This is a genomic window from Bradyrhizobium sp. cir1 (assembly GCF_014198245.1).
Classification (GTDB): domain Bacteria; phylum Pseudomonadota; class Alphaproteobacteria; order Rhizobiales; family Xanthobacteraceae; genus Bradyrhizobium.
Window position 1 is genome coordinate 254,070 of record NZ_JACIHE010000007.1, and the last position, 24,902, is coordinate 278,971.

The following is a 24,902-nucleotide window of genomic DNA, read 5'->3' on the forward strand; positions in this document are numbered from 1 at the left end:
GACGCACATGCGCGCGACTTTTCTCAGCACCGTCGCAACGGTCATTCTCACCGCGAGCACCGCGCTCGCCCAGAACGAGGGCGAATTTCCGGCCAAGCTCGCCGGCCACGTGGTGATGCCGGCCGCCACCTTCATCGACGCGCCGGCAGATGCGCCGGCCGATCTCAAGACCTCGGGCAAGTACACCACGGGAAAACGCGTCGACGCGCTCGGCACCGTCATGGGCAAGTCCTATGAGCGTCCGACCGGCGTGTCGCTGCCGTTCAAGGGCCAGCCGCTGCAGGGCCATTCCGGCATCAAGACCATGCCCGACGGCAGCTTCTGGGTGATCACCGACAACGGCATGGGCGCGCGCGCCAACTCGCCGGACTCGATGCTGTACCTCAACCGCTACAAGATGGACTGGGCGAACGGCAAGATCGAGCGCCTGGAGACCATCTTCCTGCACGATCCCGACAAGAAGGTACCCTTCCGCATCGTGCATGAGGACACCCAGAAGCGCTACCTCACCGGCTCGGACTTCGACACCGAGGGCTTCCAGATCATCGGTGATGTCTTCTGGATCGGTGACGAGTTCGGCCCCTACATCCTGAAGGCGGACAAGACCGGAAAGATCCTCGGCGTGTTCGAGACGGTTGCCGACGGCAAGCCGGTGCGCTCGCCGGACAACTGGGCCGTCGCGACGCCCGGCGCACCAGGCGCGACCTACACCAATGTCAACCTCCGCCGCTCCAAGGGCTATGAGGGCTTCGCCTCGTCGAAGGACGGCAAATTCCTCTACGGCCTGCTCGAGGGGCCGCTGTGGGACGCCGACAAGAAGGACTGGGAGAAGGTCGACGGCAAGGAAGCCTCCCGCATCCTCGAATTCGACGTCGCTGCCGAAAAATTCACCGGCCGCTACTGGCAATATGTGTTCGAGCAGAACGGCAACGCCATCGGCGACTTCAACATGATCGATCAGGCCTCCGGCCTCATCATCGAGCGCGACAATGGCGAAGGCACCGCCGACAAGGCCTGCCCGCAAGGCCAGCGCGGCGAGAACTGCTTCCCCGATCTCGCCAAGTTCAAGCGCATCTACAAGATCGAGCTGACGGACGCCAATGTCGGCAAGCCCGTGCGCAAGATTGGCTATATCGACCTGATGAAGATCCAGGATCCCGACAAGAAGGCGAAGAAGCCTCTCAACGACGGCGTCTACACCTTCCCGTTCTTCACCATCGAGAACGTCGATCGCGTCGACGACACCCACATCATCGTCGGCAACGACAACAACCTGCCGTTCTCCTCCAGCCGCGATCCCAACAAGGCCGATGACGACGAGTTCATGCTGCTCGAAGTCGCGGATTTCCTGAAGGCGAAGTAAGGCCGACGCTCTCTCCTCTCCCGCCTGGCGCGGGAGAGGATTGGAGACGACAGCGTCACTCCAACCTCCGTCATTGCGAGCACAGCGAAGCAATCCAGAGTCCTTTCCGGGGGGTAAGTCTGGATTGCTTCGCTGCGCTCGCAATGACGAGGATAGGACTGCATTTCCGCACTCTCGATGGGCCCGCGGAGACTGCCCCTACCTCACCGTAAACTCCACCGGAATCGAAAAGCTCATCGAACCGTTCTTGATCTCATCCGGGATCGACGGAAACGGCGAGGCCTGGCGGATCATCGACATGGCCTGGGCGTCGAAGGCGGCAACGCCGGACGAGCCGGCAAGACGGCTGGATATGACCTGCCCGCTCCGGCTGAGAGTGAAACTCAGCCTTGCAACGCCGCGCGCGCCGCCACCGGCGGACGGGTATTGATGGAAGCGCATCAGATGCGCGCGAACGCGTTGATTGTAGGACGCGATCGCGGAGGCCACCGCACCCGCGCTCATGGCGGACGCCGCCGGCGCCTCACGCTCGGCACGCGGCGGCGCGCTGGTGCGCGGCGCGGGAGGCGCATCGGACGGTTTCTTCGCCTCGCGGCGGACCACCTTTTCAGGCGCCGGCTTCTCTTGCCGCACGATCTTCGCCGGCTCGGGTTTGGCCGGCGTCGGCTCCAGTTTCTGTTCCGGCGGCGCCACCACGTCCGGCTTTTCCTGCGGCAGCGTCGGCGCGATGGTCTCCTCGACCGTCTGCCGCTGCACCGGCTCCGGCGGCGAGGCATCCGCCTCCTGCATCAGCGGCCCCGGCGCGACGTTGTCCAGCGTCGGCTGCGGCGCCGATGTCACCGGCGACATGTCGACCATGATCGCCGGCAGGCTGACGCCCTGCTGCGGTGGCGACCTCAGCCAGCTCATCGCAAGCAGCGCGGCGGCAACATGCAACGCCACGATCACGCCCGCCGATACGCCCCAGCGCGCGGTTTCACGCTCGCTGAGCGGCTCATGCAAGGCGAAGGCGTTCGCTGCCATCAGTTGCGTCCGTCGAGGCCGACGAGGGCGACCTTGAGATAGCCGGCATTGCGCAAGGTGTTCATCACTTCCATCAGGTCACCATAGGAGACGGCCTTGTCGGCGCGTAGATAGATGCGCTCGTCCTTACGTCCCTTGGTGGCGGCCTCGAGCGCGTGGACGAGACCATCGCGGGTCATTGTGTCCTCGCCGACGGCAATTGTGAGATCCGGCTTCACCGTCACGAAGGTCGGCTTGTCCGGCCGCGGCTGCGGCTCGGCCGCGGTCGCCGGCAGCTCGACGCCGATGTCGACGGTGGCGAGCGGGGCGGCCACCATGAAGATGATCAAGAGTACGAGCATCACGTCGATGAACGGCGTGACGTTGATTTCATGGGTGACGTCGAGATCACCGGGGTCGCCGCGCCTGAGCGGCGATGGAGAACGTGCGCCGAGCTTCGCAGCCATGGCCTACTCCGCCGCCCGTGCCAGGCGGAACTCCCTGTGGTCACGCTGACGGCTGACCAGCAGCATCAGCTGCGCCGAGGCGTCGCTGAGCAGCGCCCGATAGTTGGCGATACCGCGGACCAGATGATTGTAGATGACCACCGCCGGAATCGCGGCGACCAGGCCGAGCGCGGTGGCGAGCAGCGCCTCCGCGATGCCCGGCGCGACCACTGCAAGGCTGGTCGTGTGGCTCTCGGAGATGCCGATGAACGAGTTCATGATGCCCCAGACCGTGCCGAACAGGCCGACGAAGGGAGCGGTGGCGCCGATGGTCGCAAGCGCGCCGGTGCCGCGCGCGATCTGCCGGGACATCGCCGCCTCGACGCGCTCCAGCCGCAGCGCCACCCGCTCCTGAAGGCCGTCATCGATGATGCCGCCGGAGAGCTCCGCCTCCTTCGCGCAGGACTGGATGAGCTGGGCGACGGCATCGTGCGCATCCCTGGTCCGCTCCGCCGCTTCAGCCAGCTTGATCCGGCCTTCGAGCGCGCGCGTACGCTGCACGGCCAGCGCGCTCTTGCGGCGCAGCTCGATGCTCTTGGCGAGCCACACCGTCCACGTCACCAGCGAGGCAATTGCGAGCCCGACCATCACCGTCTTCACGACGATGTCGGCACCGAGAAACATGCCCCAGGGCGACAAATTGCGCGGCAACAGTGCCTCGTCGATCGCGAAGGCCGGCGCCGGCATGAGCGTCAGCGCGGTTGCTAGGATCACGTGCCGAAGCCCGAAATTGCTCTGCATCCTGATCTCCCGACAGAAAAGAAGCTACGCCGCGATCCGATCTGCGAGCTGGCGAAACCGCACCAGCTGGTCGCTGCGTAGCGCCCGGGTCTCGTCGCGGCCGACGAACACCTTGAACATGATGCCGCCATCGGCATTGACGAAAGCAATGAAGGCCGAGCTCTTGCCCATGAAGGGCCGCTCGACGAAGGCAACGGCCGCGCAACGCTCGTGGCGGAGATGACCGTGCAATCCCTTGGGCTGCATCAGGTTGAAGTAGCCGCGGCCGATCTCGCCCGCGGGAATTGTGCCGGTGAACTCGAAGATCGTGTCATCCGTGTGGACGATCAGCGTGACCTCGCCCCACCGGGCAATGTCCTGCATGGCCGCGGCGAAATGCTCGCCGCCGCCGATGCGCACCATCGACGGAGGCAGCGCCTCGATCACCGCACGCGGGGTGACCTTGCGCTCGCGCGCGACGTCCTCGATCACCGCGCCGGGATTGTCGGCCATATGCGCTCTGAGATCGGCGAGATCCTTGCTCAACATGTCCGGCTCCCTTTCGTGATCGGCCACCTCAGGCAGCCGCGTTCGTCGTGCGCTCGGTCATGATGACCTCGAACCCCTCAAACCTGGGGTGACCGAGATAGAGGCTTTCGCCGGTCTTGTTGTCGGCGCGCGCATGCGCGCGGCGGAATTCCTCCGAACGCGTCCAGGCCTCGAAGGCCGCCTTGTCGACCCACACCGTGTGCGAGGAATATAGCGTGTGGTCCTCGGCGACCGGCCCCTTGAGCAGGTGGAATTCGACGAAGCCGGCCATGCTGCCGAGATAGGATTCACGGGTGCGCCAGACGGTCTCGAACGCGGCTTCCGAGCCGAGCTTCACCTGGAAACGATTCATGGCGATGAACATAAAGGTCTCTCCTTGTTATCAAGACGAAAACACACTGAGGCCGCGCTGGAGCATCAGCGCGGCCCGGCGGAAGTTTACGACGTTGCGGCGCCTCCCGGCTTACGCACCTCCAAAGTGGATCTTCATGCCAGCCTTGTAGATCCTGCCCGGTCCCGGGCTCGTCCACAGCACATCGTTCTGCGACGTGCCGTCGGTCGAACTGCCGGGAATGGCGTAAGGCCGGTAGTACTGGTTCAGGAGGTTGTCGATCGCGGCCGAGAACACGATGTCTCTGGTCGCGTTGTAGGTCAGGTACAGATTGACCAGGTCGTACCCGGTCGACGGGATATAGTTGGCGGGCACGTCGTTGTTCGGACCGTACGAGGCCCACTGCGCCGACAGGATCAGGGTGCGATCGAGCAGGCGGACACCGCCGGTCGTGACAACCTTGGTCGGGGTGATGGTTGCGAGCCCGATATTGGTCTGGACGTTCTTGCCCTTGATGTAGTGACCGGCGACGCCGATGAACCAGTCGCCGGCATCGTACATCGTCTCGGCCTCGAAGCCTTCGATGCGGGCATTGGCGATGTTCTGGTACTGGTAGAACTGGCTGAACGATCCGAACCCGGTCGGGACCGGTGTCGAGGCGACGAGGTCGATGTAGTCGGAGACGTCGTTGCGGAACAGGTTGATCTTGCCGCGGAACGAGTCCGACGCGGTGAAGATGTTGTCGTATTTCAGGTTAAAGCCGACTTCCTTGTTCTTGCCGACTTCAGGACGAAGGTTCGGATTGGGCAAGAAACAGAACAGGCCGCTGGTGCCGTCCGGGCAGACGAAGAAGGCGGGACCGCCGCCGGTGGCATGGGCACCGGAGATCACGGTCTCGGTGATCGAGGGCGCGCGATAGCCTTCGGCATAGCTGACATAGGGCTGGAAGCCCGGGACCGGCGTGACGCCGAGCGTGATCTTCGGCGAGAAGCGGTCGCCGCCGGTATTCGTCGTGCCCGACTGCAGATTGTAGCGGTCATAGCGGATCGCGCTGACGGCCTCGAACCATGTGCTGTAGTTCTGCTTGAGCTGGAGGAAGCCGCCCGACACGGTGCGGATACCGCTCGGCGTCGTGATGTTGGAATTGCCGCGGCTGTCGGTCGTGATCACGTCGTCCTGGAACGCATCGACGCCGTAGGTCACGGCATTGCGCCAGTCGCCGACGTTGAAGCGCGTGGTGTTGTTGGCGTCGAAGCCGACGGTGTTGAGCGTATAGCCGCGCTTGTCGCCGACGCAGCCGGAGATGTTATTGCCGAAATTGCCGGTGCCGCAATAGGCCGCGCCCGACGTCGAATAGTGATAAGTCTTGGTCTGGTCGTTATCGACGCGATTGCCGTAGATCGATACGTGCGTGTCGAACAGATTGTCGCTCGGCAGCGAGTAGTTCCAGGTCACCGTTCCCGTGTAGTTCTTCGCGTCAGACGCATAGACCGACGAGCCCTGATAGAGCGCGCGCTGGGCCGCGGTTGCCACCGGGCCGCGATTGAGCTGGCCGATATCGTATTGATAGTCCTGGAACACCGCGCCGAACTTGACCTCGTGACCGAGGGCTGGCCGCACCGTGAGCTTCATCAGCCCGGCTTCGACCTGGTTGCCGGTGTTGCCGATCTCGGTGCCGTTGCCGTCCTTGTAGTTGCCTTGCGTGCGGTAGACCGCGCCGCCGAAGATATCGACGTCGGGCGTGGCGCGTACGCCGCCGAAAACCGAGCCGAGGCCGCGATTGTTGTTGGTGCCGTAGGTGCCGGAGAGATCGACGCCCCAGCGCTCGCCGGGACGCAGCACGTCGTTGATGTCCTTGGTCCGGAACGAGACCACGCCGCCGATCGCGCCGGAGCCGTAGATGTTCGCGGTCGGGCCCCGCACGACGTCGACGCCGCCGATCAATTCAGGATCGAGGAAGAAGGAGCCGTTGGCGTTATGACCGGTGCGCTGGTAATTCTGTCGCGCACCGTCGACGACGACTGCGACGCGGCCGAAATCCTGCAGGCCGCGGATGTTGATGACCGTCGCGGGATCGTCGCCGCGCTCCTGGAACGACACGCCAGGCACCGCATAGAAGATGCCGGACAACCGGTTGGGCTGAATCCCCTGGATCTGGTCGAGCGAAATGGAGCTGACGGGCGCGAGCGCATCGATGGCGCGCTCCTTGGTCTTGGTTGCGGCGACGGTAATGGTGTCGAGCACCTGAACGGGCGCCGTGCCACCGGCCTGGGCGCGGGCGTTCAGGACGTCAGGCGTTGCCTGCTGTGCGGCTTGCGGCTTGGGCGGCTTGCGCTTGGCCTGCTTCGGCGACGCGTTTTCGGCCTGCGGCGATGCGGTCTGCGCAAAGCCGCTTGCCGGCATCACTGCCGCAATTGAAACCACCGACGCGCCCAAAATCAGGGCGCGCGAATACCTAGCCCCGTCAGCCATATCAGCCCCAGCCTGCACTTCACTTCAGTTTTGTTGTCGACTGGCTGGCGTGCGCCGCACGACGCGGCGACTGGCTGGCTGAATTTCTCAAGGCGCGGACATGCCGTCCCGCCGCCATATTTGGTTACGTGGCAACACTCTGACGGTCAATGACCGCAGGTTGCAGTTTATATCAATTGTAAATTGCCGCCGTTGGAATGCGCCTCATGCCGCTTATACAAACAAGCAGCATCCGGAATTTCGAAAGCGCATCACACCCACTATGTCGGCAACATCAGGAGACGACCGCGGCGATGCGGCAGGGCCGGCACAAAACCCTTCTGCAACAACGAGAACCCTCATCGTGCGAGGAAGCCGGATCGAAAGCCGCGAGCTGTTCGCGCATGAGCGCGAGATCATCATCGCACATGGCGCGGACAGCTATCGGCTTCGCCTGACCTCGCAGAACAAGCTGATCCTGACGAAGTAACCTGTAATGACATTTTGTCGCACCCTTGCAAACCTCGTGCTGTCAGGCACCATCACGCTTGCGTCCAGCGCGCACGCCGCAGGCATCACGGTGCATGATGCGCGCAATCGCGATGTCGCGGTCACCGATTTTGCCCGCACGGTCTCGATCGGCGGCGCCATCACCGAGATCCTCTATGCGCTCGGGCTGGAAAGCCGGCTGGTCGGCGTCGACACCACGAGCCTTTATCCGGCGGCGGCGCTGCACGACAAACCCAATGTCGGCTACATGCGCCAGATTTCGGCCGAGGGCGTGCTCGGCCTCAACCCGACGCTGATCCTGGCGATCCAGGGCTCGGGCCCGCGCGAGACCATGGACATCCTGGAGACGGCGAAGGTGCCGCTGGTGCTGGTGCCCGAGACCTTCTCCGAGGACGGATTGATCGAGAAGATCAAGCTGGTGGGCCATGCCATGGGCGTCGATGCACGCGCTGAATGCCTTAGCACTGCCGTCGGCGCCGATCTCGCCCAGCTCCGCGCGCTGCGCGCGAGGGTGAAAAAGCCGGTGCGCGTGATGTTCGTGATGTCGCTCCAGAACGGTCGCGCGATGGTCGCCGGTCACAAGACCGCGGCCGACGAGATCATCCAGCTCGCGGGCGCCGCCAACGCGGTCGACGACTACGACGGCTACAAGATCATCGGGGACGAGGCGATCGTGGCCGCTAAGCCGGACGTCGTGCTGTCGATCGAGCGCGGCAAGGATTCGCTGCAAGCCGATGCAGTCTATGCGCACCCCGGCTTTGCGCTGACGCCGGTCGCGGCCAACAAGAGTTTTGTCACGATGGACGGGCTTTATCTGCTCGGCTTCGGGCCGCGCACGGCGGCGGCGGCGCGCGATCTCTCGGTCAAGCTCTATCCGGCCTTGGCCGATGGCGGCGCATTCACGTCGGCTCTGTCGGCGGCGAACTGCCGGCAATGAGCGTGGCGATCGGGACCGAGGCACGAAGCCTGCGACGACATGCAGGAAGGCGATCCGCATCGTTCGCGATCCCTCTTCTGCTTGCGCTGCTGTTCGCTACCGCCATCGTCGCCCTGACAGTCGGTGCAGCCGGCATTCCCCTGTCCCGGCTGCCTGCGGCGCTTGGCTTGACCAGCAGCCCCGCCGCCGATGCCATGACGGCCCGCGACCAGCTCGTGCTGTGGTCGATCCGTATCCCCCGCATCGTGGCGACTGCGATAGTCGGCGGCCTGCTTGCGGCGGCCGGCGCAATCATGCAGGGGCTGTTCCGCAATCCGCTCGCCGATCCGGCGCTGGTCGGCGTCTCCAGCGGCGGCGCGCTGGCGGCCGCAAGCGCGATCGTGTTCACGGATTCACGTTTCGGCGAGGCGCTGCGCTTCCTCCAGACCGAGCTGTTGCCGCTCGCGGCCTTCGCAGGTTCGCTTGCCACGACGGCTGTCCTCTACGGCATCTCCAGCCGCTCGGGGCGGACCTCGATTGCGATCTTCCTGCTTGCCGGCGTCGCCATCACCGCGATCGCCAACGCGGGCATCGGGCTCCTGGTGTTCATCGCCGACGACCGCCAGCTGCGCGACATCACGTTCTGGCTGCTGGGCTCGATGAGCGGGGCGACCTGGACCAAGACCGTGGTGCTCGCGCCGATCCTCATCATCGGGCTTGGCGCCTGTGCGTACATCGCGCGCGGCCTCGATCTGCTTGTGCTCGGCGAGGCCGACGCCTTTCACGGCGGGGTCGATGTCGAGCGCCTCAAGAAGATCTCGATCGTCATGGTCTCGGCCATGACCGGCGTCGCGGTGTCGATCAGCGGCGTGATCGGTTTCGTCGGCATCGTCGTGCCGCATCTGCTGCGCCTTGTCATTGGACCGGCGCATCGGCTGCTGCTGCCAGGCTCGGTGCTGCTCGGTGCAATCCTGATGGTCGGCGCCGACACGCTGGCGCGCACCATCGTGGCGCCGGCGGAGATGCCGATCGGCATTTTGACCGCCGCCGTCGGCGCGCCTGTCTTCCTCGGCATCCTGCTGCGGCAGCGCGGGCTCGCCGCGCTATGAGCGCCGTGATCGAGGCGCGACAATTAAGCAAGCGCGCCGGCCGCGCCACATTGCTTGATGGCGTCGGTCTAACGGTTGCGGCCGGCGAGATGGTCGCCATCATCGGCCCGAACGGCGCCGGCAAGTCGACGCTGCTGCGGCTGCTCTCCGGCGATCTCCGCCCGAACCAGGGCGAGGTGCGGCTGAAGCAGCGCGACATCGGCAGCTATACGCCGCGCGAGCTTGCCGCGCGGCGCGCCATGCTGTCCCAGCACGTCAACGTCACCTTCCCGTTCACCGTGGAAGAGATCGTGCTGATGGGCGCGGGCGAGCGCAGTCCGCGCGAGGCAAGCCGGCTCGTCGACGCCGCGCTGGATGAGGTGGGCCTAGCGCATTTCCGCGAACGGCAATTGCCGACGCTGTCGGGCGGTGAGCAGCAGCGCGCCCATTTCGCCCGCGTCCTGGTGCAGCTCGCCTGCGGCGAGGCCGAGCATGGGCCGGGACTTCTGCTGCTGGACGAGCCGACCTCGAGCCTCGATCTCCGCCACCAGATCGACCTCGTCGAAGCGGCGCGCCGCCGCGCTGGCAGCGGCACCGCCGTGATCGCGATCCTGCACGACCTCAACCTCGCGACCCGCTTCGCCGACCGGCTGGTCGTGCTGAGCGGCGGCAGGCTCGCCGCCGACGGCCCGCGCACCGAGGTCGTCACGCGCGAGATGATCCGCGATATTTTCGAGATCGACGCCGTCGTTCACGAGGCCGACGGGGTGCCGTATGTGCTGCCGCAATCGATGCGGGCGGCGGCGTCCGCTTCGCGATGACGGTGCACTCCCTCGCCCCGCTTTGCGGGGAGAGGGTTGGGGTGAGGGGGAGTCTCCGCGGGGACGGTGAGAGTTGGACTCGCGGAGAGTCCCCCTCACCCGAATTCGATCTGCGATCGAATTCGACCTCTCCCCGCAAGCGGGGCGAGGTAAGGAAGCGCCGCCTGTGACGAAAGGCTACCCCGCCGGCACGATCACCATGCTCTTGTCCTTGGGCCAGCGGATGCGCCAGGCGAAATTGATGTCCTTGACTTCGCCGGGCTTGGCGTCGAACGACCACTCCAGCACGCCGCGCTTGTCGCGGATGTTGCTCGCGGTCGGCGGCGTGGTCGAGGGCAGCATCTCGACGACGATGTCCTCGTTCTCGCTCACCGGCAACTGGTCCTCGATCGCGACCTTGATCGGGAAATCGTGACCGTTGCGGATCGTGGTCTTGAACGAGCGCTCGTCGGTCTTCGACGTCGTGACCAAGAGGCCCGCCGAGCCTTCGTTGCGCTTGAGCACGGCGCGCTCGATTCTAACCTTGTCGTCGGCGCCGACGCCGAGCCGTACGATTTCGTCCTTGGCCGACGCCGAAATCCTGCCGCGGCCGACGAAGACGCCGTCGCGATAGATCGCGACCTTGCCCGGCAGCAGGGTGGTGTCGTCAGTCTGCTTGAAGCTGGCTTCGAGAAAGGCGGTGGTATCCATCACAGGCGCTGCGCGGACTGCGAGATCGGCGGGCACGCTCACAGAAGCGATTTTCAGGCTCTTGGCGCCCTCGGCGGCGCCGAGGCTGACACGGCCGGGAATCTTGAAGGTGGCCTGGAAGTCGCCGATCTCGGCAATGGCCTGCTGCTCGTCTGCGCGTTCGCGCGGCTCGGCTTCGAGGGCCTTGGACAATGGCATAACTTGCGCAGAACGCTCCCGCATGGCTGGCGCGGGCCGCGCCAAGTCCGACGCAGTCCCGAGCGCCAGCGGCTTCGGCACCTGCGGATATTGTGCCACCAGCGAACCCAGCTCCGGCGCGCTGCCGCCTCGGCTGATGCGGACCGTGGAGACACCGAGCGTCACGTTCGACCAGTCCTCGCCGGTCGACTGCGTGACCTCGGCGCGGCGAACCAGCTCAAGCTGCGGCTTGCGGTCCTTGGCGCCGGTGTCGAGCCGGGCGTCATAGAGCGGCAGCCAGCGCGCGTTGCGCACGGCGTAAGTCACCCGCAGCGTCGCCTTGGTCGCGGCCGCCGAGGCGACGTCGATGCGAACCTCGAGCTTGCTCGGCGGCTTGGCCGAGCGCTCGGCTTCCAATTGCGCAATCTGGCGATCGATCTCGCGCTGCTTTCGCGTGGCATCGCGAATTGCGGTGTCGGCGGTCGCGATCTCCTCGGCAACCGCCGCAAAGGCCGCGCGCCATTCGGTGATCGGTCTCGCCTCACCCTTCTCCCCGAGGCCGGCCGGCGAGGCTTCGGCAAAATGCTGCGCGAATTTGCGCCGCGCCGCGGCGGAATCGATCGCCCCCTGCAGGTCGGCGCGCCGGTCCTTCAGCGCCTCGATGCGCTTGTCGAGCTCGGGCAGGTTGACGGGAGGTGCCGCACGCGGCGGCCGTGCGTCGATCGTGCCGATGGTGAGCTTGGCCCCCGCCTCGCCTTCGACGCGGAGGGAGGACGGATCGAGCGACAGCGGAAAATCCTTCGCAACCAGCGTTGAGTCGCCGGAGGCAAGGTCCAGCGAAATGACGCGGGTGACGGTGGCGCCGTCAGGATAAACCGTGACGGTGTCGATGGCCGACATAGCGTCCACGTCGGCAGCCCATGACGGCAACGCGAATGCCGTGGTCACCAGAACCAGGCTCGTCGTTGCCAAACATTTTGCGGTGATGCGCATCAAAATCCCTCCTGCCGGTATCGCCGCGCCGCCAGCCGGACGCGCGATCAAATGCCTCGCCAACATGGTTGGACGCGGCAGCGAAGGAACCGGTTCGATTGGGGTTTCCGTGGGGCGCCGCTGCGGCGGCACCATGGCCACGGAACGCATCATCGTCCTGCGGCGGAGCCGTTAGGCCTGAGCGGGCGAGCCCTGGCCGAAGATGCGGCGCAGCAGATCAGTCACGTTCTTTGCGCCGGCCTTCTTCAGGATGCTGGCGCGGTAGCCCTCGACTGTCCGGGCGCTCAGATGCATGCGCCGGGCGATCTCCTTGTTGGTGAGGCCGGCGGCAAGATGCTCGAGCACGTCGCCTTCGCGCTCCGTCAGGGGCTCGCAACCGGACAGCCAGCGCTGGCGGCTCGCGCCGGGCTGCGCGACCTCGTCGATGGCGGCATCGATCCGGCCAACGATGTCATGGGTGCGGAACGGCTTTTCGATGAAGTCGGTCGCGCCGCTCTTGATCGCGTCGACCGCCATGGCGATGCTGCCGTTCGCCGAGGTCACCAGGACCGGCGCCATGCAGTTCTCCTCGCGCAGCCGCTTGAGCACGTCGAGGGCGGAGCGATCCGGCGGCATCTCCAGCAGCACGCAAGCCGGCATCCGCGTCCTGGCTTCCGACAACAGCGATGCGCCATCGGCGAAGCAGATCACGTTATAGGCGCTCTGTCGCAGCGCGGTGGAGAGTTGCTCGCGGGAGGCGGCGTCAGTGTCGATGACGAATACCTCGCCCTTGGAAAGCGTGTTCCCCGGCATAATCCCGATCCAGCAATGTCTTGGTCAAATGGGCCGAGACGGCCGGGGGCCCCGTCGCGCCCGCCATCGCGCACGGCATTCACGCCAGTGCTTCGGTTTCCCCTATGTATGTTCCGTCCTGTTCCCGGATTTGACGGATGGGGACAGAAACTTTACATTTCGGGACATCTGCGGGAATGGCTGGCAGGACCGGTTCGCATGACCGACCTCGTTCGCAGCGCAGGCCTGAGCTACTACCCGGAGGTCGCCCGGTCGGTCGGGCTCGACCCCAGACAAATGATGCGCAAGGTCAGGCTGCCGCTGGCCTGCCTCGACAAGCCGGACATCCCCATCGCCGTCACCGGCCTGCGTCGCCTGCTGGAATTGTCGGCAGAGGCTTCCGGTGCCGAAGATTTTGGTCTGCGCCTCGCCGAGCGCGGCGGCCTCACCAATTTTGGCGCAGTCGGCCTGATCGTGCGCGAACAGGCGACCGTCGGCGAAGCGATCGAAGCATTCTCGCGTTTCATTCATATCCATCATGACGGCATGCGGCTCGACATCACGCGTGGCAAGCAGACCGTGGCCATCACGCTGCACCTGCGCGGCCGGCAGCCGCGCGCGCCGCGGCAGTCGATCGACATGGCGCTCGGCAGCGTCCACCGCATCATCCAGTCGCTGTTCGGCAGCGATTGGCGGCCGCAGGAGGTGCATCTGCATTATCCGCCACCGCACGACCGCAAGCGCTACCGCGACTTCTTCGGATGCCGGGTGACCTTCAATGCGGATGACGATTCGATCCTGCTGTCGGCGCACGACATGGAGCGGCGGATTCCGAGCGCACATCCCTTGATCGCGAATTATCTGCGCAAGCGGATCGAGGCGATCGAGAGCAGACCGGCGAGCTGGGAGGAGAAGGTCGACGAGGTCGTGCGGACCCTGCTCGCCAGTAGCGACTGTACTATCGAGCGCGTGGCCGAGCATCTCGCCTGTACCCGCCGCACCATCCACCGTCGCCTCGCCGCGTCTGGCACCAGCTTCTCGGCCATCCTCGACGCGCGGCGCGCCGATCTCGTGATCCAGCTGATCGACGATCCCGACCGGCCGCTGGCCAATATCGCCGCGCAGCTCGGCTTCTCCGCGCAAAGCGCGATGGCCCGCTGGTTCCGCGCCCGCTTCGGCTGCACCATCACCGCATGGCGCAAGGGCGTGCGACCGCTGGCAAAGCCGGACGAAACCGCTTCGGCGTCGGCCGCCTAGGATTCAGCGTGCCGGGGCCGGCACGCCCATGATGGCGAGCGCGCGCCGGCGGCTGCCGGCGAGCAGCGGGCCGAATGCGACGGCAAAGCCGAGGAATGCAGCGACCCAGCCGAAGGCCGCAACGTGCAGCAGCACATCACCATGCGCGGGCACGATCACTGCGCAGACCCGCGCCAGTGCCGCGACGACGATCGCGACATAAATGGCTTGCGTCGCCGGCGAGGCGGTCAGCGCCTGTCCGGTGTGACCGAGGCTTGCACGCGTCATCACCGCAAGCGTCATGGTTCCGGCCGCGCCGGCCATCCAGGCATGAATGCCGGCACTCGGAGGCAACACGCCGAAGGCCGCCAGGGCATGCAGCAGGAAGCCAAACGGCAAGAAGACATAACCGACATGCAGGATCAGCAGCAGCCGCTCGCGCGTGGTGCGATCGCCAGCCCAGCGCGCGAGCCGAACCAGATGCAGCACGCCGACCAACGCCATCAGGACACCGGTCATCATGTTCAGCGGTGCCACGATCCACGCGATCAGCGCCAGCGCGCTCGATCCGATCACCGCGCCGTCAAAACGTCCGAACGGCACCGGCAGGCGTCCGGGGTTGAACTTGACCAGCCAGTTGCGGGTGAAGCTCGGAATGATGCGGCCGCCAATCAGCGCGATCAGCAGCACGACTACGGCGATGCCGACGCGGATGCTGACATCGGCCGCGCCTTCGTAGTGCGCTTCGAGATGAAAACCGACATTGCCGGCGAGCAGCATGAGCACCAGCACCACCACCGGCAGGTTGCGCCAGTTCCCGCCCGCGATGATCTCGCGCGTCGCAGCCGCGACGACAAGCGCCAGGAAAGCGGCATCGACGGTGAGCGCAAAGCCCCAGCCGATCTCCGCGGACAAGGTCATCGCGGCGCGACCGGCGAGCCAGACCATCAGCAGTGCTGCGAGCGACGTCCCCTGGATCGGCAGCCGCCCGGTCCAGTTCGGGATCGCCGTGAACAGGAACCCGGTAATCACCGCCGGCAGGAAGCCATAGAGCATCTCGTGGACGTGCCAGTCGCGCGGCGCGAAGGCTGACGTCACAGACAATTCACCGTAGAACATCGGCAGCCAGGCCAGAATCGACAGCCCGGCCTGAATGGCGGCGAGCAGAAAGAAGGGCCGAAAACTGTTCGCGAACAGCGGCCAGCCCGCAAAATTGCGGGATCGGGCGCCAGCCATGGGGGCAACTCCTGTAAATTCAGACCGTTAATTGGAAAAATACTGCCGCCCCGGGCAGCCGGTTTTGCGCTATCGCAAATTGCAGGACGATTGCAGGTGCCATCAAACTCCGGAGCGCCAAGGAGGCAGAATGGCCAAGGTCGACACATCGCTGGTTGCGCATTTGCCGCTGTTTGCCGGGGTCGCGCCGGAAGCCCTGGACGAGATCCTGCGCGAGGCCCGTTCGGCGCGCTACCCGAAGAACAGCGCCATCTTCGAGCAGGGCGCAGACGCGCAGTCGTTCTTCCTGCTGCTGCACGGCCACGTCCGCGCGGCCAAGACCACCCCGACCGGCGAGCAGATCGTGGTGCGCTATGTCGCGCCCGGCGAGACGTTCGGGCTCGCGATGGCGATCGGAGCCGCGCGCTACCCGGCAACCGCGATGGCTGTCGATGACAGCGTGGTGCTGATCTGGCCGACCTCGGCCTGGCCGCGGCTGGTCGAGCGGTTTCCGGCGCTCGCCGCCAATACGCTGCAGACCGTCGGGACGCGGCTGCAGGAGAGTCACACCCGCATCCTGGAAATGTCGACCCAGCAGGTCGAGCAGCGCATCGCCCATGCGCTGCTGCGCCTCGCCAAACAGTCCGGCAAGAAGCTCGACCAGGGCATCGAGATCGACTTCCCGATCAGCCGCCAGGACATCGCGCAGATGACCGGCACCACCCTGCACACCGTGAGCCGTATCCTGAGCGGCTGGGAAAGCCAGGGCCTCGTCGAGAGCGGCCGCCAGCGCATCATCCTGCGCGAACCGCACAAGATCGTCGTGCTGGCGGAGCGGACTCCCGACAGCGGCGCGGCGTGAGCACCGCTCCGCTGCCTCTGAAGACAGGGGTGAGGGAGCTTACGCTTACGGCGAAAGCCGCCCTCACCCGGGACTTCGCACGCGCCCGCGCGAACTCCGGATCGTCTTACGCCGGCACGCAGTCGCAGAGCGCAGCGAGGAATTTGTCGCGGTCGATGCCGTGCTCGCGGCAGGCGTCTTCCACCGTGTGGAAGGTTGCGATCGGGCAGCCGACGCAGGCCAGCCTGAAAGCAAGAAACACGCGGATCGTGTGCGGCGCCGTGCGCATGATGTCATCGACCAGATCGTCGGATCCAAAAGGCATGGACAACTCCGTTCCGAAACGACGATAGCGGAGCGGGTGCCGGTTTCTTTGTTGGAGCGCAAGCTGCGTGGTCGCTTCTTCCTCTCACGATCGTACTTGCGTGACGAGAAGCTTGCCTGTGGCGCATCCTTCGAGACGCCCGCCTTCGGCGGGCCCTCAGGATGAGGACGGAGTGCAGAGCTGCAATTTCGACAAGCAAAACTGCCACTCAGCCTCATCCTGAGGAGACCGCGGAGCGGTCGTCTCGAAGGACGAGGCGCTTGCTCAGGCCTCGCCACGCGCATACGCGAAAGCCCTTCCGCAAGCGGGGAGAGGTGACTATACCGCCCTGCTGTGCAACTGCTTTCCAGGATCCAGATGCGCGTCGAACGCGGCGGCGACGCTGCGGACCAGGAAGCGCGAGTCGTTTGCGACGGCGAGCCGGTCGCCATCCAGCCTCACGACGCCGTCTGAGATCAGCGGCTTCAGACGGGAGGCCGATTTCAGCATCGCGCCGGCCTCGACCCCATGGCGCGCGCAGATGTCGCCGAGATCGGCGCTGAACTCGCACATGATGCGCTCGATGATGTCGGCACGCAGCCGGTCGTCGTCGGTGAGCCCATAGCCCTTGGCGGTGGCGAGGCGGCCGCTGGTGATGCTTTGCGCGTAGGCGCCGATCTGCACCTCATTCTGCACATATCCCTGCGGCAGGTGCCCGATGGCACTGGCGCCGAAGCCGAGCAGGACTTCGCCTTTGTCGGTGGTATAGCCCTGGAAATTGCGCCGCAGCGTGTGCTCCTCGAAGGCCACGGCCATGGCATCGTCGGGCCGCGCGAAATGATCGAGCCCGATCTGCACGTAACCGGCCTCCTTCAGCGCATTGGCGATCGCGCAGGCCTGGTCGTGACGCGCCAGACCGTCGGGCAGAGCGGCCTCGCTGATCAAGCGCTGGTGCTTCTTGAAGCTCGGCACGTGCGCATAGCCGAACACCGAGAAGCGGTCGGGCGCGAGCGAGAGGCTGCGCCGCACCGTGTCGAGGCAGGAGGCGACGGTCTGATACGGCAGCCCGTAGATCAGGTCGAAGTTGATTCCTGCGATGCCGGCGCCCCTGAGCATGTCCACGACGGAAGCGGTCTGCTCAAAACTTTGCACGCGGTTGATCGCACGCTGCACGACGGGATCGAAGCTCTGCACGCCAAGGCTCGCGCGGTTGACGCCGGAAAGCCGCATGGCCTCGACCATGTCGGCGGTCAGCGTTCTCGGGTCAATCTCGACCGCGATCTCCGCCGACGGCAGCACGAAGAACGACTGGCGCATCGCCGCCATCAACTCGGCAAAAGCCTCCGGCGCCATGATCGTCGGCGTGCCGCCGCCGAAATGGATATGCTCGACCTTGATGCGGCGGCCGATGGTTTCGGCGACCAGCGCGATCTCGCTGCGCAGCGTCCGCTGGTAGGCCTCGATCAATTCGTCGCGCCGGACGATCTGGGTATGGCAACCGCAATACCAGCACATCTCGCGGCAGAACGGCACGTGCAGATAGAGCGACGCGCTGGCGCCGGCAGGGAGCTCGGACAGCCACCGGGCATAGGTATCGGCACCGATCGCCGGCGAGAAGTGCGGCGCGGTCGGATAGCTCGTATAGCGCGGCAATCTTTCTTCGCCGTAACTCGCTGCGAGATCAGTCCTCATGCTCTTACCCGTTCGTAAATTCCGACCGCGAACCATCGCGGCAAGTCCCGGATAATCCTCAATTTACCCGCTTGCGGCGCGCTCACATTGCGCTCGCTCAAAGTTCGGGCGCCGGATCTGGGCCATTGTGACGTTTAATCATTGCCCTCTGGGAGATAGGCCATGGCGTTGTTCGCGCTCGATCTCGTTCTCTGGCTCACCGGCATTCGTGGCCATATCCCGCGCTTCGACGATTTTCGTCCTGTCCCCGCCGCGCCCGCAACCGGCGCCAGCCACCTCGCACGGGTCCTGGCCCTCATGGCTGCCGTCTTCACCGCGCTGTCGCTCGCGGTCTGGGGCACAGTCTGGATGGCGATACACCTGCTCTGATCGGATGCTTCCATACGCGCGCGACCGAATGCAGCTGAACATGCGAACGAGTTGCCGTTGGCGCTGTTGACGCTGCGCCATGTCCATATCTCGCCCTTTCTCTCGCCGGTGCTTCGGCGAACCTCTTAAGTATCTCCGCGAAGACGAATCCGGCAAAAGCTTGTCGCAGCGCAAACACGCTTGCCGTAACAGGCGCACACTGCATTCCGTCATCAAGACCATTTCAGATGAAGGATGCTTCCGATGTTCACCCGCAGAGCCGCATTGATCAGCGCTGCCGCGACCGCCCTGATGCTGGCGACACCCGCCTTGGCTGCCGATGATCTCAAACTGCCGCGTCAGAAGGTCGAGCTGGTCGCTCCGCCGTTCGTGCATGCGCACGAGCAGGCGACCAAGCAGGGCCCCAAGATCATCGAGTTCAAGCTCACGATCGAGGAGAAGAAGGTCGTCATCGACGAGAAGGGCACGACCTTCCAGGCCATGACCTTCAACGGCTCGATGCCGGGCCCGCTGATGGTCGTGCATGAGGGCGACTACGTCGAGACGACGCTGGTCAATCCCGCCACCAACACCATGCCGCACAACATCGACTTCCATTCCGCGACCGGTGCGCTCGGCGGCGGCGCGCTCACGCTGATCAATCCCGGCGAACAGGTCGTGCTGCGCTGGAAGGCAACCAAGACCGGCGTGTTCGTCTATCACTGCGCACCGGGCGGCCCGATGATCCCCTGGCACGTCGTCTCCGGCATGAACGGTGCCGTGATGGTGCTGCCGCGCGAGGGACTGAACGACGGCAAGGGCCACGCACTGAAGTACGACAAGGTCTACTATATCGGCGAGCAGGACATGTACGTGCCGCGCGACGAGAAGGGCAACTTCAAGTCCTATGAATCGCCGGACGAAGCCTTCACCGAGACCGAAGAGGTGATGAAGAAGCTCACGCCGACCCACGTCGTGTTCAACGGCAAGGTGGGCTCACTCACCGGCAAGAACGCGCTGACCGCCAATGTGGGCGAGAACGTGCTGATCGTGCACTCGCAGGCCAATCGCGACAGCCGTCCGCACCTGATCGGCGGCCATGGCGACTATGTCTGGGAGACCGGCAAGTTCGGCAATGCGCCCGAGATCGGGCTCGAGACCTGGTTCATCCGCGGTGGTTCGGCGGGAGCTGCGCTGTACAAATTCCAGCAGCCCGGCATCTACGCCTATGTCACGCATAACCTGATCGAGGCCGCCGATCTCGGCGCCACCGCGCACTTCAAGGTCGAAGGCAAGTGGAACGACGATCTGATGACCCAGGTGAAGGCGCCTGCGGAAATCCCGGCCGCCACCAACTAGACGCGACAAGGGGCCGGTGATCCACCGGCCCCTTCTTCCTTTCGGGGGACGACCATGCTGATCGCATTCAAGCTGAAGCTGCTGCTCGCCTGCGCCGCCGGGCTCGCGGGGCCGATCGCAATAGCACCCCTGGCCTCGGACATGGCGGTCCACGGTACGGCGGCGGAGCCCGCGATCGTCAGGATCGCGGCGGGCAATTTCTCCTATCGCGAGGCCGGCGATTTCACGCGTGGCGGGCAGCAGGCGGAAGCGCCGCTGCGCGCGATGCGCTTCACGAATCCGCTGCACATCATGCGGAATCAGGTCTCGTCATCCGACTATCAGATCTGCGTGCAGGACGGCGGCTGCCGCGCGCTCGATCGCGGCGTGGCGGTCGCCATCGATCGTCCCGCGGTGCAGGTGAACTGGCACGATGCCGAGGCCTATGCCGGCTGGCTCTCGCGCAAGACCGGCCAGCACTACCGCCTGCCCAGCGACGAGGAGTGGGCGTTTGCGGCGGGCTCCAGATTCAAGGACGACGGCGCAGCGGTGGACGCAGGAGATCCTTCGAAGCGCTGGATCAGCCGTTATGAGCGCGAGTCCGAGCGCGACCCCTTCGACACCGCGGCGCATCCGTTCGGCAAGTTCGGCGCGAACGAGCACGGCATCGAAGATCTCGCCGGCAATGTCTGGGAGTGGACCTCGACCTGCTTTGTGCGCTCGCGGGTCGACGAGGCCGGCAACGCCGGCCGGCCGACCGTGAATTGCGGCGTGCGCATCGCGGAAGGCGCGCACCGCGCCTATGTCACCGACTTCATCCGCGACGCCCGCGCCGGCGGCTGCGCGCAAGGCGTGCCGCCCGCCAATCTCGGCTTCCGCCTGGTGCGGGAGGAACGGACGTGGATGGCGAACGTGTCGGCGCGGTGGGGCAAGGTGTGGGCCTCGAGGTCGTAGCCGGCACTGATGATGAAATGGAAACTCGGCCGCGCCTCGCACTCCGTCATTGCGAGCGAAGCAAAGCAATCCAGAATCTCTCCGCGGAAGCAGCCTGGATTGCTTCGTCGCAAGAGTTCCTCGCAATGACGGTGTGGAGGCAGCGCGCCCATGCCTCTCCAACGTCGTCCCGGCGAAGGCCAGGACCCATAACCACCGAACAGAGTTTGGCGAAGGCCGGTCGTTCGGGACGATCACCGACCGCAAATCGATGGACCTCGCGGTATGGGTCCTGGCTTTCGCCAGGACGACAGCGGAGATGAGGAGAGAATCTCCTGCCTCACCGCCTCGTAGGAGCGATCGTCGCGGGCTACCGTCGTTCCAACGAAAATGGCCGGGCAAGCCCGGCCATTCGCAGCTGCTTTAACTACCTTAGGTGTTCTTCAGCGCGACGCGGAATTCGGCTTCGGTCTTGGACTTGACCTCGTCGAGCGAGACGCCGTCGGCGAGCTCGATCAGGGCCATGCCGCCGTCGCCGTGCTTGTCGATGGTGAAGACGGCGAGATCCGTGACGACCATGTCGACCACGCGCTCGCCGGTCAGCGGCAAATTGCACTGCTTCAGCAGCTTGGCGCCGTCCTTGGCCGAATGCTCCATCACCACGACGACGCGCTTGACGCCGGCGACGAGATCCATCGCGCCGCCCATGCCCTTGACCATCTTGCCGGGGATCATCCAGTTGGCGAGATCGCCGTTCTGGGCCACCTGCATGGCGCCGAGGATCGACAGATCCATGTGGCCGCCGCGGATCATGCCGAAGGAATCCGCGCTCGAGAAATACGAGGTCGAGGGCAGCTCGCTCACGGTCTGCTTGCCGGCGTTGATGAGATCGGCGTCTTCCTCGCCCTCATAGGGGAACGGGCCCATACCGAGCATGCCGTTCTCGCTCTGCAGGCTGACGTCCATGCCGTCGGGAATGTAGTTCGAGACCAGCGTCGGGATGCCGATGCCGAGATTGACGTAGTAGCCGTCGCGCAATTCCTTCGCGGCGCGCGCGGCCATCTGTTCACGGGTCCAGGCCATCAGATTTCAACTCCAGTGCCGGCCGCCGGCGCCGTCGTCGGACGCGGGCGAGTGTTGCGGAATTCGATGCGCTTCTTGGCCGTACCGACCTCGACGATGCGCTTCACGAAGATGCCGGGCGTGTGGATGTGGTCGGGATTGAGTTCACCGGCCGGAACCAGATGCTCGACCTCGGCCACCGTGATCTTGGCGGCGGTTGCCATCATCGGGTTAAAGTTGCGCGCGGTCTTGCGATAGATGAGGTTGCCGGCGGTATCGCCCTTCCAGGCGTGCACGATGGCAAGGTCGGCGAACAGGCCACGCTCCATCAGATACTTCTCGCCGTCGAACTCCTTCACTTCCTTGCCTTCGGCGATGAGCGTGCCGACGCCGGTCTTGGTGTAGAAGGCCGGGATGCCGGCGCCGCCGGCGCGGATGCGCTCGGCCAGCGTGCCCTGCGGGTTGAATTCGAGTTCCAGCTCGCCGGCGAGGAATTGCTGGGCGAACAGCTTGTTCTCGCCCACATAGGACGAGATCATCTTCTTGATCTGCCGGGTTTCCAACAGGCGGCTGAGCCCGATGCCGTCGACGCCGGCATTGTTGGAGACGACCGTCAGCCCCTTGACGCCCGATTCGCGGATCGCGTCCGACAGCGCCTCGGCAATGCCGCAGAGGCCGAAGCCCCCCGACATGATCATCATGTTGTCCTTCAAAATGCCGTCGAGCGCCGACTTGGCGTCGGGATAGACCTTGTTCATGCAAAAAACCTCGACTGAACCTTCGGCTTGCAGCCGTCGCACCCTATTGGCGGCGATTATTAGGCGAAATCCTCCAAAGCCGTCAATGATACGGGGTTCTCGGCTCCGCGGGTCGGTGGTAGAAGCTGCCCACGCCGTGGGCAGAACCGCCCGCGGCCTTGAAAGCGACAAGAAAACCCATCAAGTTGCGGCACTTAACGTAACAGGACTTGTAACCTAACAAGGCTTGGACGTGGGGTGCGCAGGTTGCCCGGCCCGCCCTTCTGGCTCCAACGACCAACCCGATCAGGACATGCCATTGACCATGGCCCAAGGAATGAAGCGCCTCGGGACGCCGATCGCGGCGCTGCTCGGCGTTGCGCTGATCGCCCTGATCGCGACCTCATGGCTCATCAACCGCGACGCGTTGCGCAAGGCGGTGGAAGCACAGATCCGCGACGTCACCGGCCTGGAGCTCAATGTCGCGGGCAGTATCGACATCTCGGTGCTGCCGGCGAGCTACATCTCCTTCCGTGACGTCGGCCTGAAGGGTGGCGGCACCAGCGATCCCGCGCTCCATGTCGACGTGCTCACCGCGAATCTGCGGCTGCTGCCGCTGCTGCTGCAGCGGTTCGAGATCGCCGACCTGACGCTGCTCAGGCCGCGCATCCATATCAGCCTGAAGCCGGACGGCGAGAGCAACTGGACGCCCTTCATCCAGACCATTGCGCGCACCATGAAGCCCGGGGCCGACAACCAGGTGTCGTTCTCCGAAATCCGGATCCAGGATGGCGTGCTCAATTACGAGGACGCCGCCACCCACGCCATCGAGAAGTTCGAGGACATCGACCTGTCGCTGGCCTGGCCGTCGATCTCGCGCTCCTTTGCCGCGACCGGGCAATTCGACTGGCGCGGCGAGCGCGTCGACGGCTCGATCAGCTTCTCCGATTTCGTCGCCGCCCTCTCCGGCGACCGGTCCGGCCTGAAGGCGCGGATCGCCAGCGCTCCGCTCAAGCTCGCCTTCGACGGGAGCGTTGCCAACCGCACCAGCCCGATGATGGAGGGCACGCTCACCATCGACAGCCCGTCCCTGCGCAACGCGCTGCGCTGGACCGGACAGCCGCAGCCGGCCAGCGGCGGCTTCGGCCGCTTCGCGCTGAAAGCCCGCGCCAATGTGGTGGGCGCCTCGATCGCGCTCACCAATGTCAATGTCGAGCTCGACGGCAACACCGCCGAAGGCGTCATGACCTACGCCAACAACGGCCGGCAGATGCTACAGGCGACGCTCGCCGCCGACGCGCTCGACTTCACACCTTATATCTCGACCTTCCGCCTGCTCGCGAGCGGCGCCCGGGACTGGAACAGGCAGCTGTTCGATCTCAACGGGCTGTCGACCACCGACCTCGACATGCGCCTGTCGGCCGCTCGGCTGACCGTCGGACCAACGAAGCTCGGCCGGACCGCGATCGGCACCAATTTGCGCAACGGCACGCTGGCGCTCTCGGTAGGTGAGGCCCAGGTCTATGGCGGCATCGCCAAGGGTTCGTTCGGCATCGCCCGCACCGACAGCGTCGCCGACATCAAGGCGCAGTTTCAGTTCACCGACGTCGACCTGCAGGCCTGCGCAACCGAGCTGTTCGGCCTCAACAAGCTGTCCGGACGCGGCAACATCAACGTCTCCCTCCTTGCCTCCGGCTCGAGCCCGTTCGGCCTCGTGCAGTCGCTCGACGGCAGTGCCACGGTCACCGGCCATGACGGCGCGATCGCGGGCTTCAACGCCGAGCAGCTCCTGAAGCGGCTGGAGCGGCGGCCGCTGTCGGGCGGCGGCAATTTCCGTAGCGGCTCGACCCCCTACGACAACCTCACCATCGCCGTGAAATTCTCCGATGGCGTCGCCACCGCCGAGGACATCCGCGTCGAAGGGCCGGCGGCGAAGATCACGCTCACCGGCACCGCATCGGTGCCGACGCGCGAATACGACATGAAGGGCGTGGCGAGCCTCAACAGTGCGTCGGGCTTCGAACTGCCCTTCGTGGTGCAGGGGCCCTGGGATGATCCCCTGATCTTCCCAGATCCGGAAAGCCTGATCCGCCGCTCGCCGGCCTCCGCCCCGCTGCTCGACATGCTCAAGGACCGCAAGGGGAGCGATGCCGTGCGCTCCGCCATCGAGCGCATCACCGGCGCAGGCAAGCGACCCGCGCCGGCAGAATCGCCGACGGCGGAGAACGCCAAGGAAAACGCCAAGTCGAACTAAGGCATGATCCGGAAAAGTGCGAAGCGGTTTTTCCGGAAAGATCATGCGTAAACA

At 65.3% G+C, this 24,902-nt stretch carries 25 protein-coding genes; 12 read left to right on the forward strand and 13 right to left on the reverse strand.

Features of this window, described 5'->3' with window-relative positions; translation table 11 throughout:
* The first annotated feature begins 7 nt into the window (after nt 1-7).
* Nucleotides 8-1,363 (forward strand): esterase-like activity of phytase family protein, encoded by a 1,356-nt coding sequence (locus tag GGD63_RS17440; RefSeq protein ID WP_183244057.1) that lies wholly within the window; start codon nt 8-10, stop codon nt 1,361-1,363.
* Nucleotides 1,364-1,561: 198 nt separating this feature from the next.
* Here GGD63_RS17440 and GGD63_RS17445 read toward each other — a convergent pair whose 3' ends face one another.
* The 6 genes from GGD63_RS17445 to GGD63_RS17470 all read right to left on the reverse strand — a co-directional run bounded on the left by GGD63_RS17445 (nt 1,562) and on the right by GGD63_RS17470 (nt 6,943).
* Nucleotides 1,562-2,386 carry an energy transducer TonB gene (locus GGD63_RS17445; RefSeq protein ID WP_183244059.1) on the reverse strand — a complete coding sequence of 275 codons (825 nt, stop codon included), beginning with the start codon at nt 2,384-2,386 and terminating at the stop codon, nt 1,562-1,564.
* Nucleotides 2,386-2,832: a TonB system transport protein ExbD gene (gene exbD, locus GGD63_RS17450; RefSeq protein ID WP_183244061.1), complete on the reverse strand. Its 447-nt coding sequence runs from the start codon at nt 2,830-2,832 to the stop codon at nt 2,386-2,388. The genes GGD63_RS17445 and exbD overlap by 1 nt, the downstream gene beginning before the upstream one ends.
* A gap of 3 nt (nt 2,833-2,835) precedes the next feature.
* Nucleotides 2,836-3,612, reverse strand: a complete 777-nt coding sequence (exbB, locus tag GGD63_RS17455) for a tonB-system energizer ExbB (protein WP_183244063.1) — start codon at nt 3,610-3,612, stop codon at nt 2,836-2,838.
* Nucleotides 3,613-3,636: 24 nt separating this feature from the next.
* Complete coding sequence (gene hutX, locus GGD63_RS17460) at nt 3,637-4,140, reverse strand: heme utilization cystosolic carrier protein HutX (protein WP_183244065.1); 504 nt, start codon at nt 4,138-4,140, stop codon at nt 3,637-3,639.
* A gap of 28 nt (nt 4,141-4,168) precedes the next feature.
* Nucleotides 4,169-4,504: an antibiotic biosynthesis monooxygenase gene (locus GGD63_RS17465; protein WP_183244067.1), complete on the reverse strand. Its 336-nt coding sequence runs from the start codon at nt 4,502-4,504 to the stop codon at nt 4,169-4,171.
* Between the two features lie 99 nt (nt 4,505-4,603).
* Nucleotides 4,604-6,943 carry a TonB-dependent hemoglobin/transferrin/lactoferrin family receptor gene (locus GGD63_RS17470; RefSeq protein WP_183244069.1) on the reverse strand — a complete coding sequence of 780 codons (2,340 nt, stop codon included), beginning with the start codon at nt 6,941-6,943 and terminating at the stop codon, nt 4,604-4,606.
* 262 nt (nt 6,944-7,205) lie between these two features.
* On the opposite strand from GGD63_RS17470, the gene GGD63_RS39980 reads away from it, so the two are divergent.
* From GGD63_RS39980 to GGD63_RS17490, 4 genes are read left to right on the forward strand one after another with little or no spacing between them, the layout of a single operon-like run.
* Complete coding sequence (locus tag GGD63_RS39980) at nt 7,206-7,412, forward strand: hemin uptake protein HemP (RefSeq protein WP_210315860.1); 207 nt, start codon at nt 7,206-7,208, stop codon at nt 7,410-7,412.
* A 6-nt stretch (nt 7,413-7,418) separates the two neighbouring features.
* On the forward strand, nt 7,419-8,369 hold the full coding sequence (locus tag GGD63_RS17480; RefSeq protein WP_183244071.1) for a hemin ABC transporter substrate-binding protein: 951 nt from the start codon (nt 7,419-7,421) through the stop codon (nt 8,367-8,369).
* Nucleotides 8,366-9,457 carry an iron ABC transporter permease gene (locus GGD63_RS17485; RefSeq protein WP_183244073.1) on the forward strand — a complete coding sequence of 364 codons (1,092 nt, stop codon included), beginning with the start codon at nt 8,366-8,368 and terminating at the stop codon, nt 9,455-9,457. Before GGD63_RS17480 ends, GGD63_RS17485 begins: the two co-directional genes overlap by 4 nt.
* On the forward strand, nt 9,454-10,257 hold the full coding sequence (locus GGD63_RS17490) for a heme ABC transporter ATP-binding protein (protein WP_183244075.1): 804 nt from the start codon (nt 9,454-9,456) through the stop codon (nt 10,255-10,257). The genes GGD63_RS17485 and GGD63_RS17490 overlap by 4 nt, the downstream gene beginning before the upstream one ends.
* Before the next feature lie 177 nt (nt 10,258-10,434).
* Here GGD63_RS17490 and GGD63_RS17495 read toward each other — a convergent pair whose 3' ends face one another.
* On the reverse strand, nt 10,435-12,117 hold the full coding sequence (locus GGD63_RS17495; protein WP_183244077.1) for a mucoidy inhibitor MuiA family protein: 1,683 nt from the start codon (nt 12,115-12,117) through the stop codon (nt 10,435-10,437).
* Here GGD63_RS17495 and GGD63_RS17500 point away from each other — a divergent pair.
* On the forward strand, nt 12,002-12,292 hold the full coding sequence (locus tag GGD63_RS17500; protein ID WP_183244248.1) for a hypothetical protein: 291 nt from the start codon (nt 12,002-12,004) through the stop codon (nt 12,290-12,292). The two genes, GGD63_RS17495 and GGD63_RS17500, sit on opposite strands and share 116 nt — an antisense overlap.
* Here GGD63_RS17500 and GGD63_RS17505 read toward each other — a convergent pair.
* Nucleotides 12,289-12,909 carry a response regulator transcription factor gene (locus GGD63_RS17505; RefSeq protein WP_183244079.1) on the reverse strand — a complete coding sequence of 207 codons (621 nt, stop codon included), beginning with the start codon at nt 12,907-12,909 and terminating at the stop codon, nt 12,289-12,291. The genes GGD63_RS17500 and GGD63_RS17505 overlap by 4 nt on opposite strands.
* A 198-nt stretch (nt 12,910-13,107) precedes the next feature.
* Here GGD63_RS17505 and GGD63_RS17510 point away from each other — a divergent pair, with 198 nt between their 5' ends.
* A complete protein-coding gene (locus tag GGD63_RS17510) occupies nt 13,108-14,145 on the forward strand; it encodes an AraC family transcriptional regulator (protein WP_183244081.1) in 1,038 nt (345 codons plus the stop codon).
* Between the two features lie 3 nt (nt 14,146-14,148).
* Here GGD63_RS17510 and GGD63_RS17515 read toward each other — a convergent pair whose 3' ends face one another.
* The gene (locus GGD63_RS17515) at nt 14,149-15,360 is read right to left on the reverse strand and encodes an NnrS family protein (protein ID WP_183244083.1); all 1,212 of its coding nucleotides are present in this window, start codon (nt 15,358-15,360) and stop codon (nt 14,149-14,151) included.
* 130 nt (nt 15,361-15,490) lie between these two features.
* On the opposite strand from GGD63_RS17515, the gene GGD63_RS17520 reads away from it, so the two are divergent.
* On the forward strand, nt 15,491-16,201 hold the full coding sequence (locus GGD63_RS17520; RefSeq protein WP_183244084.1) for a Crp/Fnr family transcriptional regulator: 711 nt from the start codon (nt 15,491-15,493) through the stop codon (nt 16,199-16,201).
* A gap of 106 nt (nt 16,202-16,307) precedes the next feature.
* On the opposite strand, the gene GGD63_RS17525 is transcribed toward GGD63_RS17520, so the two are convergent.
* The gene (locus tag GGD63_RS17525) at nt 16,308-16,505 is read right to left on the reverse strand and encodes a DUF1858 domain-containing protein (protein ID WP_011089822.1); all 198 of its coding nucleotides are present in this window, start codon (nt 16,503-16,505) and stop codon (nt 16,308-16,310) included.
* Nucleotides 16,506-16,823: 318 nt separating this feature from the next.
* Nucleotides 16,824-18,176, reverse strand: a complete 1,353-nt coding sequence (gene hemN / locus GGD63_RS17530; RefSeq protein ID WP_183244086.1) for an oxygen-independent coproporphyrinogen III oxidase — start codon at nt 18,174-18,176, stop codon at nt 16,824-16,826.
* Nucleotides 18,177-18,338: 162 nt separating this feature from the next.
* Here hemN and GGD63_RS17535 point away from each other — a divergent pair, with 162 nt between their 5' ends.
* The 3 genes from GGD63_RS17535 to GGD63_RS17545 all read left to right on the forward strand — a co-directional run bounded on the left by GGD63_RS17535 (nt 18,339) and on the right by GGD63_RS17545 (nt 20,816).
* Nucleotides 18,339-18,545 (forward strand): hypothetical protein, encoded by a 207-nt coding sequence (locus GGD63_RS17535; RefSeq protein WP_183244088.1) that lies wholly within the window; start codon nt 18,339-18,341, stop codon nt 18,543-18,545.
* Nucleotides 18,546-18,788: 243 nt separating this feature from the next.
* Nucleotides 18,789-19,883 (forward strand): copper-containing nitrite reductase, encoded by a 1,095-nt coding sequence (gene nirK, locus GGD63_RS17540; RefSeq protein ID WP_183244090.1) that lies wholly within the window; start codon nt 18,789-18,791, stop codon nt 19,881-19,883.
* Between the two features lie 54 nt (nt 19,884-19,937).
* Complete coding sequence (locus GGD63_RS17545) at nt 19,938-20,816, forward strand: SUMF1/EgtB/PvdO family nonheme iron enzyme (RefSeq protein ID WP_183244101.1); 879 nt, start codon at nt 19,938-19,940, stop codon at nt 20,814-20,816.
* Between the two features lie 411 nt (nt 20,817-21,227).
* Here the strand turns inward: GGD63_RS17545 and GGD63_RS17550 are convergent, their stop codons facing one another.
* A complete protein-coding gene (locus GGD63_RS17550; RefSeq protein WP_183244103.1) occupies nt 21,228-21,878 on the reverse strand; it encodes a CoA transferase subunit B in 651 nt (216 codons plus the stop codon).
* Nucleotides 21,878-22,615, reverse strand: coding sequence for a CoA transferase subunit A (locus tag GGD63_RS17555; RefSeq protein ID WP_183244105.1), 738 nt, complete (start codon nt 22,613-22,615; stop codon nt 21,878-21,880). The genes GGD63_RS17550 and GGD63_RS17555 overlap by 1 nt, the downstream gene beginning before the upstream one ends.
* 304 nt (nt 22,616-22,919) lie before the next feature.
* Here GGD63_RS17555 and GGD63_RS17560 point away from each other — a divergent pair, with 304 nt between their 5' ends.
* Nucleotides 22,920-24,848 (forward strand): AsmA family protein, encoded by a 1,929-nt coding sequence (locus GGD63_RS17560; RefSeq protein WP_183244246.1) that lies wholly within the window; start codon nt 22,920-22,922, stop codon nt 24,846-24,848.
* Nucleotides 24,849-24,902 lie beyond the last annotated feature (54 nt).

Excerpts from the sequence above, each read along its gene's own strand:
- nirK (WP_183244090.1), top strand. The coding sequence starts at position 18,789 with ATGTTCACCCGCAGAGCCGCATTGATCAGCGCTGCCGCGACCGCCCTG.
- GGD63_RS39980 (WP_210315860.1), top strand. The coding sequence starts at position 7,206 with ATGTCGGCAACATCAGGAGACGACCGCGGCGATGCGGCAGGGCCGGCA.
- GGD63_RS17515 (WP_183244083.1), bottom strand. The coding sequence starts at position 15,360 with ATGGCTGGCGCCCGATCCCGCAATTTTGCGGGCTGGCCGCTGTTCGCG.
- GGD63_RS17440 (WP_183244057.1), top strand. The coding sequence starts at position 8 with ATGCGCGCGACTTTTCTCAGCACCGTCGCAACGGTCATTCTCACCGCG.
- GGD63_RS17470 (WP_183244069.1), bottom strand. The coding sequence starts at position 6,943 with ATGGCTGACGGGGCTAGGTATTCGCGCGCCCTGATTTTGGGCGCGTCG.
- GGD63_RS17490 (WP_183244075.1), top strand. The coding sequence starts at position 9,454 with ATGAGCGCCGTGATCGAGGCGCGACAATTAAGCAAGCGCGCCGGCCGC.
- GGD63_RS17560 (WP_183244246.1), top strand. The coding sequence starts at position 22,920 with ATGGCCCAAGGAATGAAGCGCCTCGGGACGCCGATCGCGGCGCTGCTC.
- GGD63_RS17555 (WP_183244105.1), bottom strand. The coding sequence starts at position 22,615 with ATGAACAAGGTCTATCCCGACGCCAAGTCGGCGCTCGACGGCATTTTG.
- GGD63_RS17485 (WP_183244073.1), top strand. The coding sequence starts at position 8,366 with ATGAGCGTGGCGATCGGGACCGAGGCACGAAGCCTGCGACGACATGCA.
- GGD63_RS17480 (WP_183244071.1), top strand. The coding sequence starts at position 7,419 with ATGACATTTTGTCGCACCCTTGCAAACCTCGTGCTGTCAGGCACCATC.
- hemN (WP_183244086.1), bottom strand. The coding sequence starts at position 18,176 with ATGAGGACTGATCTCGCAGCGAGTTACGGCGAAGAAAGATTGCCGCGC.
- hutX (WP_183244065.1), bottom strand. The coding sequence starts at position 4,140 with ATGTTGAGCAAGGATCTCGCCGATCTCAGAGCGCATATGGCCGACAAT.
- GGD63_RS17535 (WP_183244088.1), top strand. The coding sequence starts at position 18,339 with ATGGCGTTGTTCGCGCTCGATCTCGTTCTCTGGCTCACCGGCATTCGT.
- GGD63_RS17545 (WP_183244101.1), top strand. The coding sequence starts at position 19,938 with ATGCTGATCGCATTCAAGCTGAAGCTGCTGCTCGCCTGCGCCGCCGGG.
- GGD63_RS17525 (WP_011089822.1), bottom strand. The coding sequence starts at position 16,505 with ATGCCTTTTGGATCCGACGATCTGGTCGATGACATCATGCGCACGGCG.
- GGD63_RS17495 (WP_183244077.1), bottom strand. The coding sequence starts at position 12,117 with ATGCGCATCACCGCAAAATGTTTGGCAACGACGAGCCTGGTTCTGGTG.
- GGD63_RS17445 (WP_183244059.1), bottom strand. The coding sequence starts at position 2,386 with ATGGCAGCGAACGCCTTCGCCTTGCATGAGCCGCTCAGCGAGCGTGAA.
- GGD63_RS17520 (WP_183244084.1), top strand. The coding sequence starts at position 15,491 with ATGGCCAAGGTCGACACATCGCTGGTTGCGCATTTGCCGCTGTTTGCC.
- exbB (WP_183244063.1), bottom strand. The coding sequence starts at position 3,612 with ATGCAGAGCAATTTCGGGCTTCGGCACGTGATCCTAGCAACCGCGCTG.
- GGD63_RS17550 (WP_183244103.1), bottom strand. The coding sequence starts at position 21,878 with ATGGCCTGGACCCGTGAACAGATGGCCGCGCGCGCCGCGAAGGAATTG.
- exbD (WP_183244061.1), bottom strand. The coding sequence starts at position 2,832 with ATGGCTGCGAAGCTCGGCGCACGTTCTCCATCGCCGCTCAGGCGCGGC.
- GGD63_RS17505 (WP_183244079.1), bottom strand. The coding sequence starts at position 12,909 with ATGCCGGGGAACACGCTTTCCAAGGGCGAGGTATTCGTCATCGACACT.
- GGD63_RS17465 (WP_183244067.1), bottom strand. The coding sequence starts at position 4,504 with ATGTTCATCGCCATGAATCGTTTCCAGGTGAAGCTCGGCTCGGAAGCC.
- GGD63_RS17510 (WP_183244081.1), top strand. The coding sequence starts at position 13,108 with ATGACCGACCTCGTTCGCAGCGCAGGCCTGAGCTACTACCCGGAGGTC.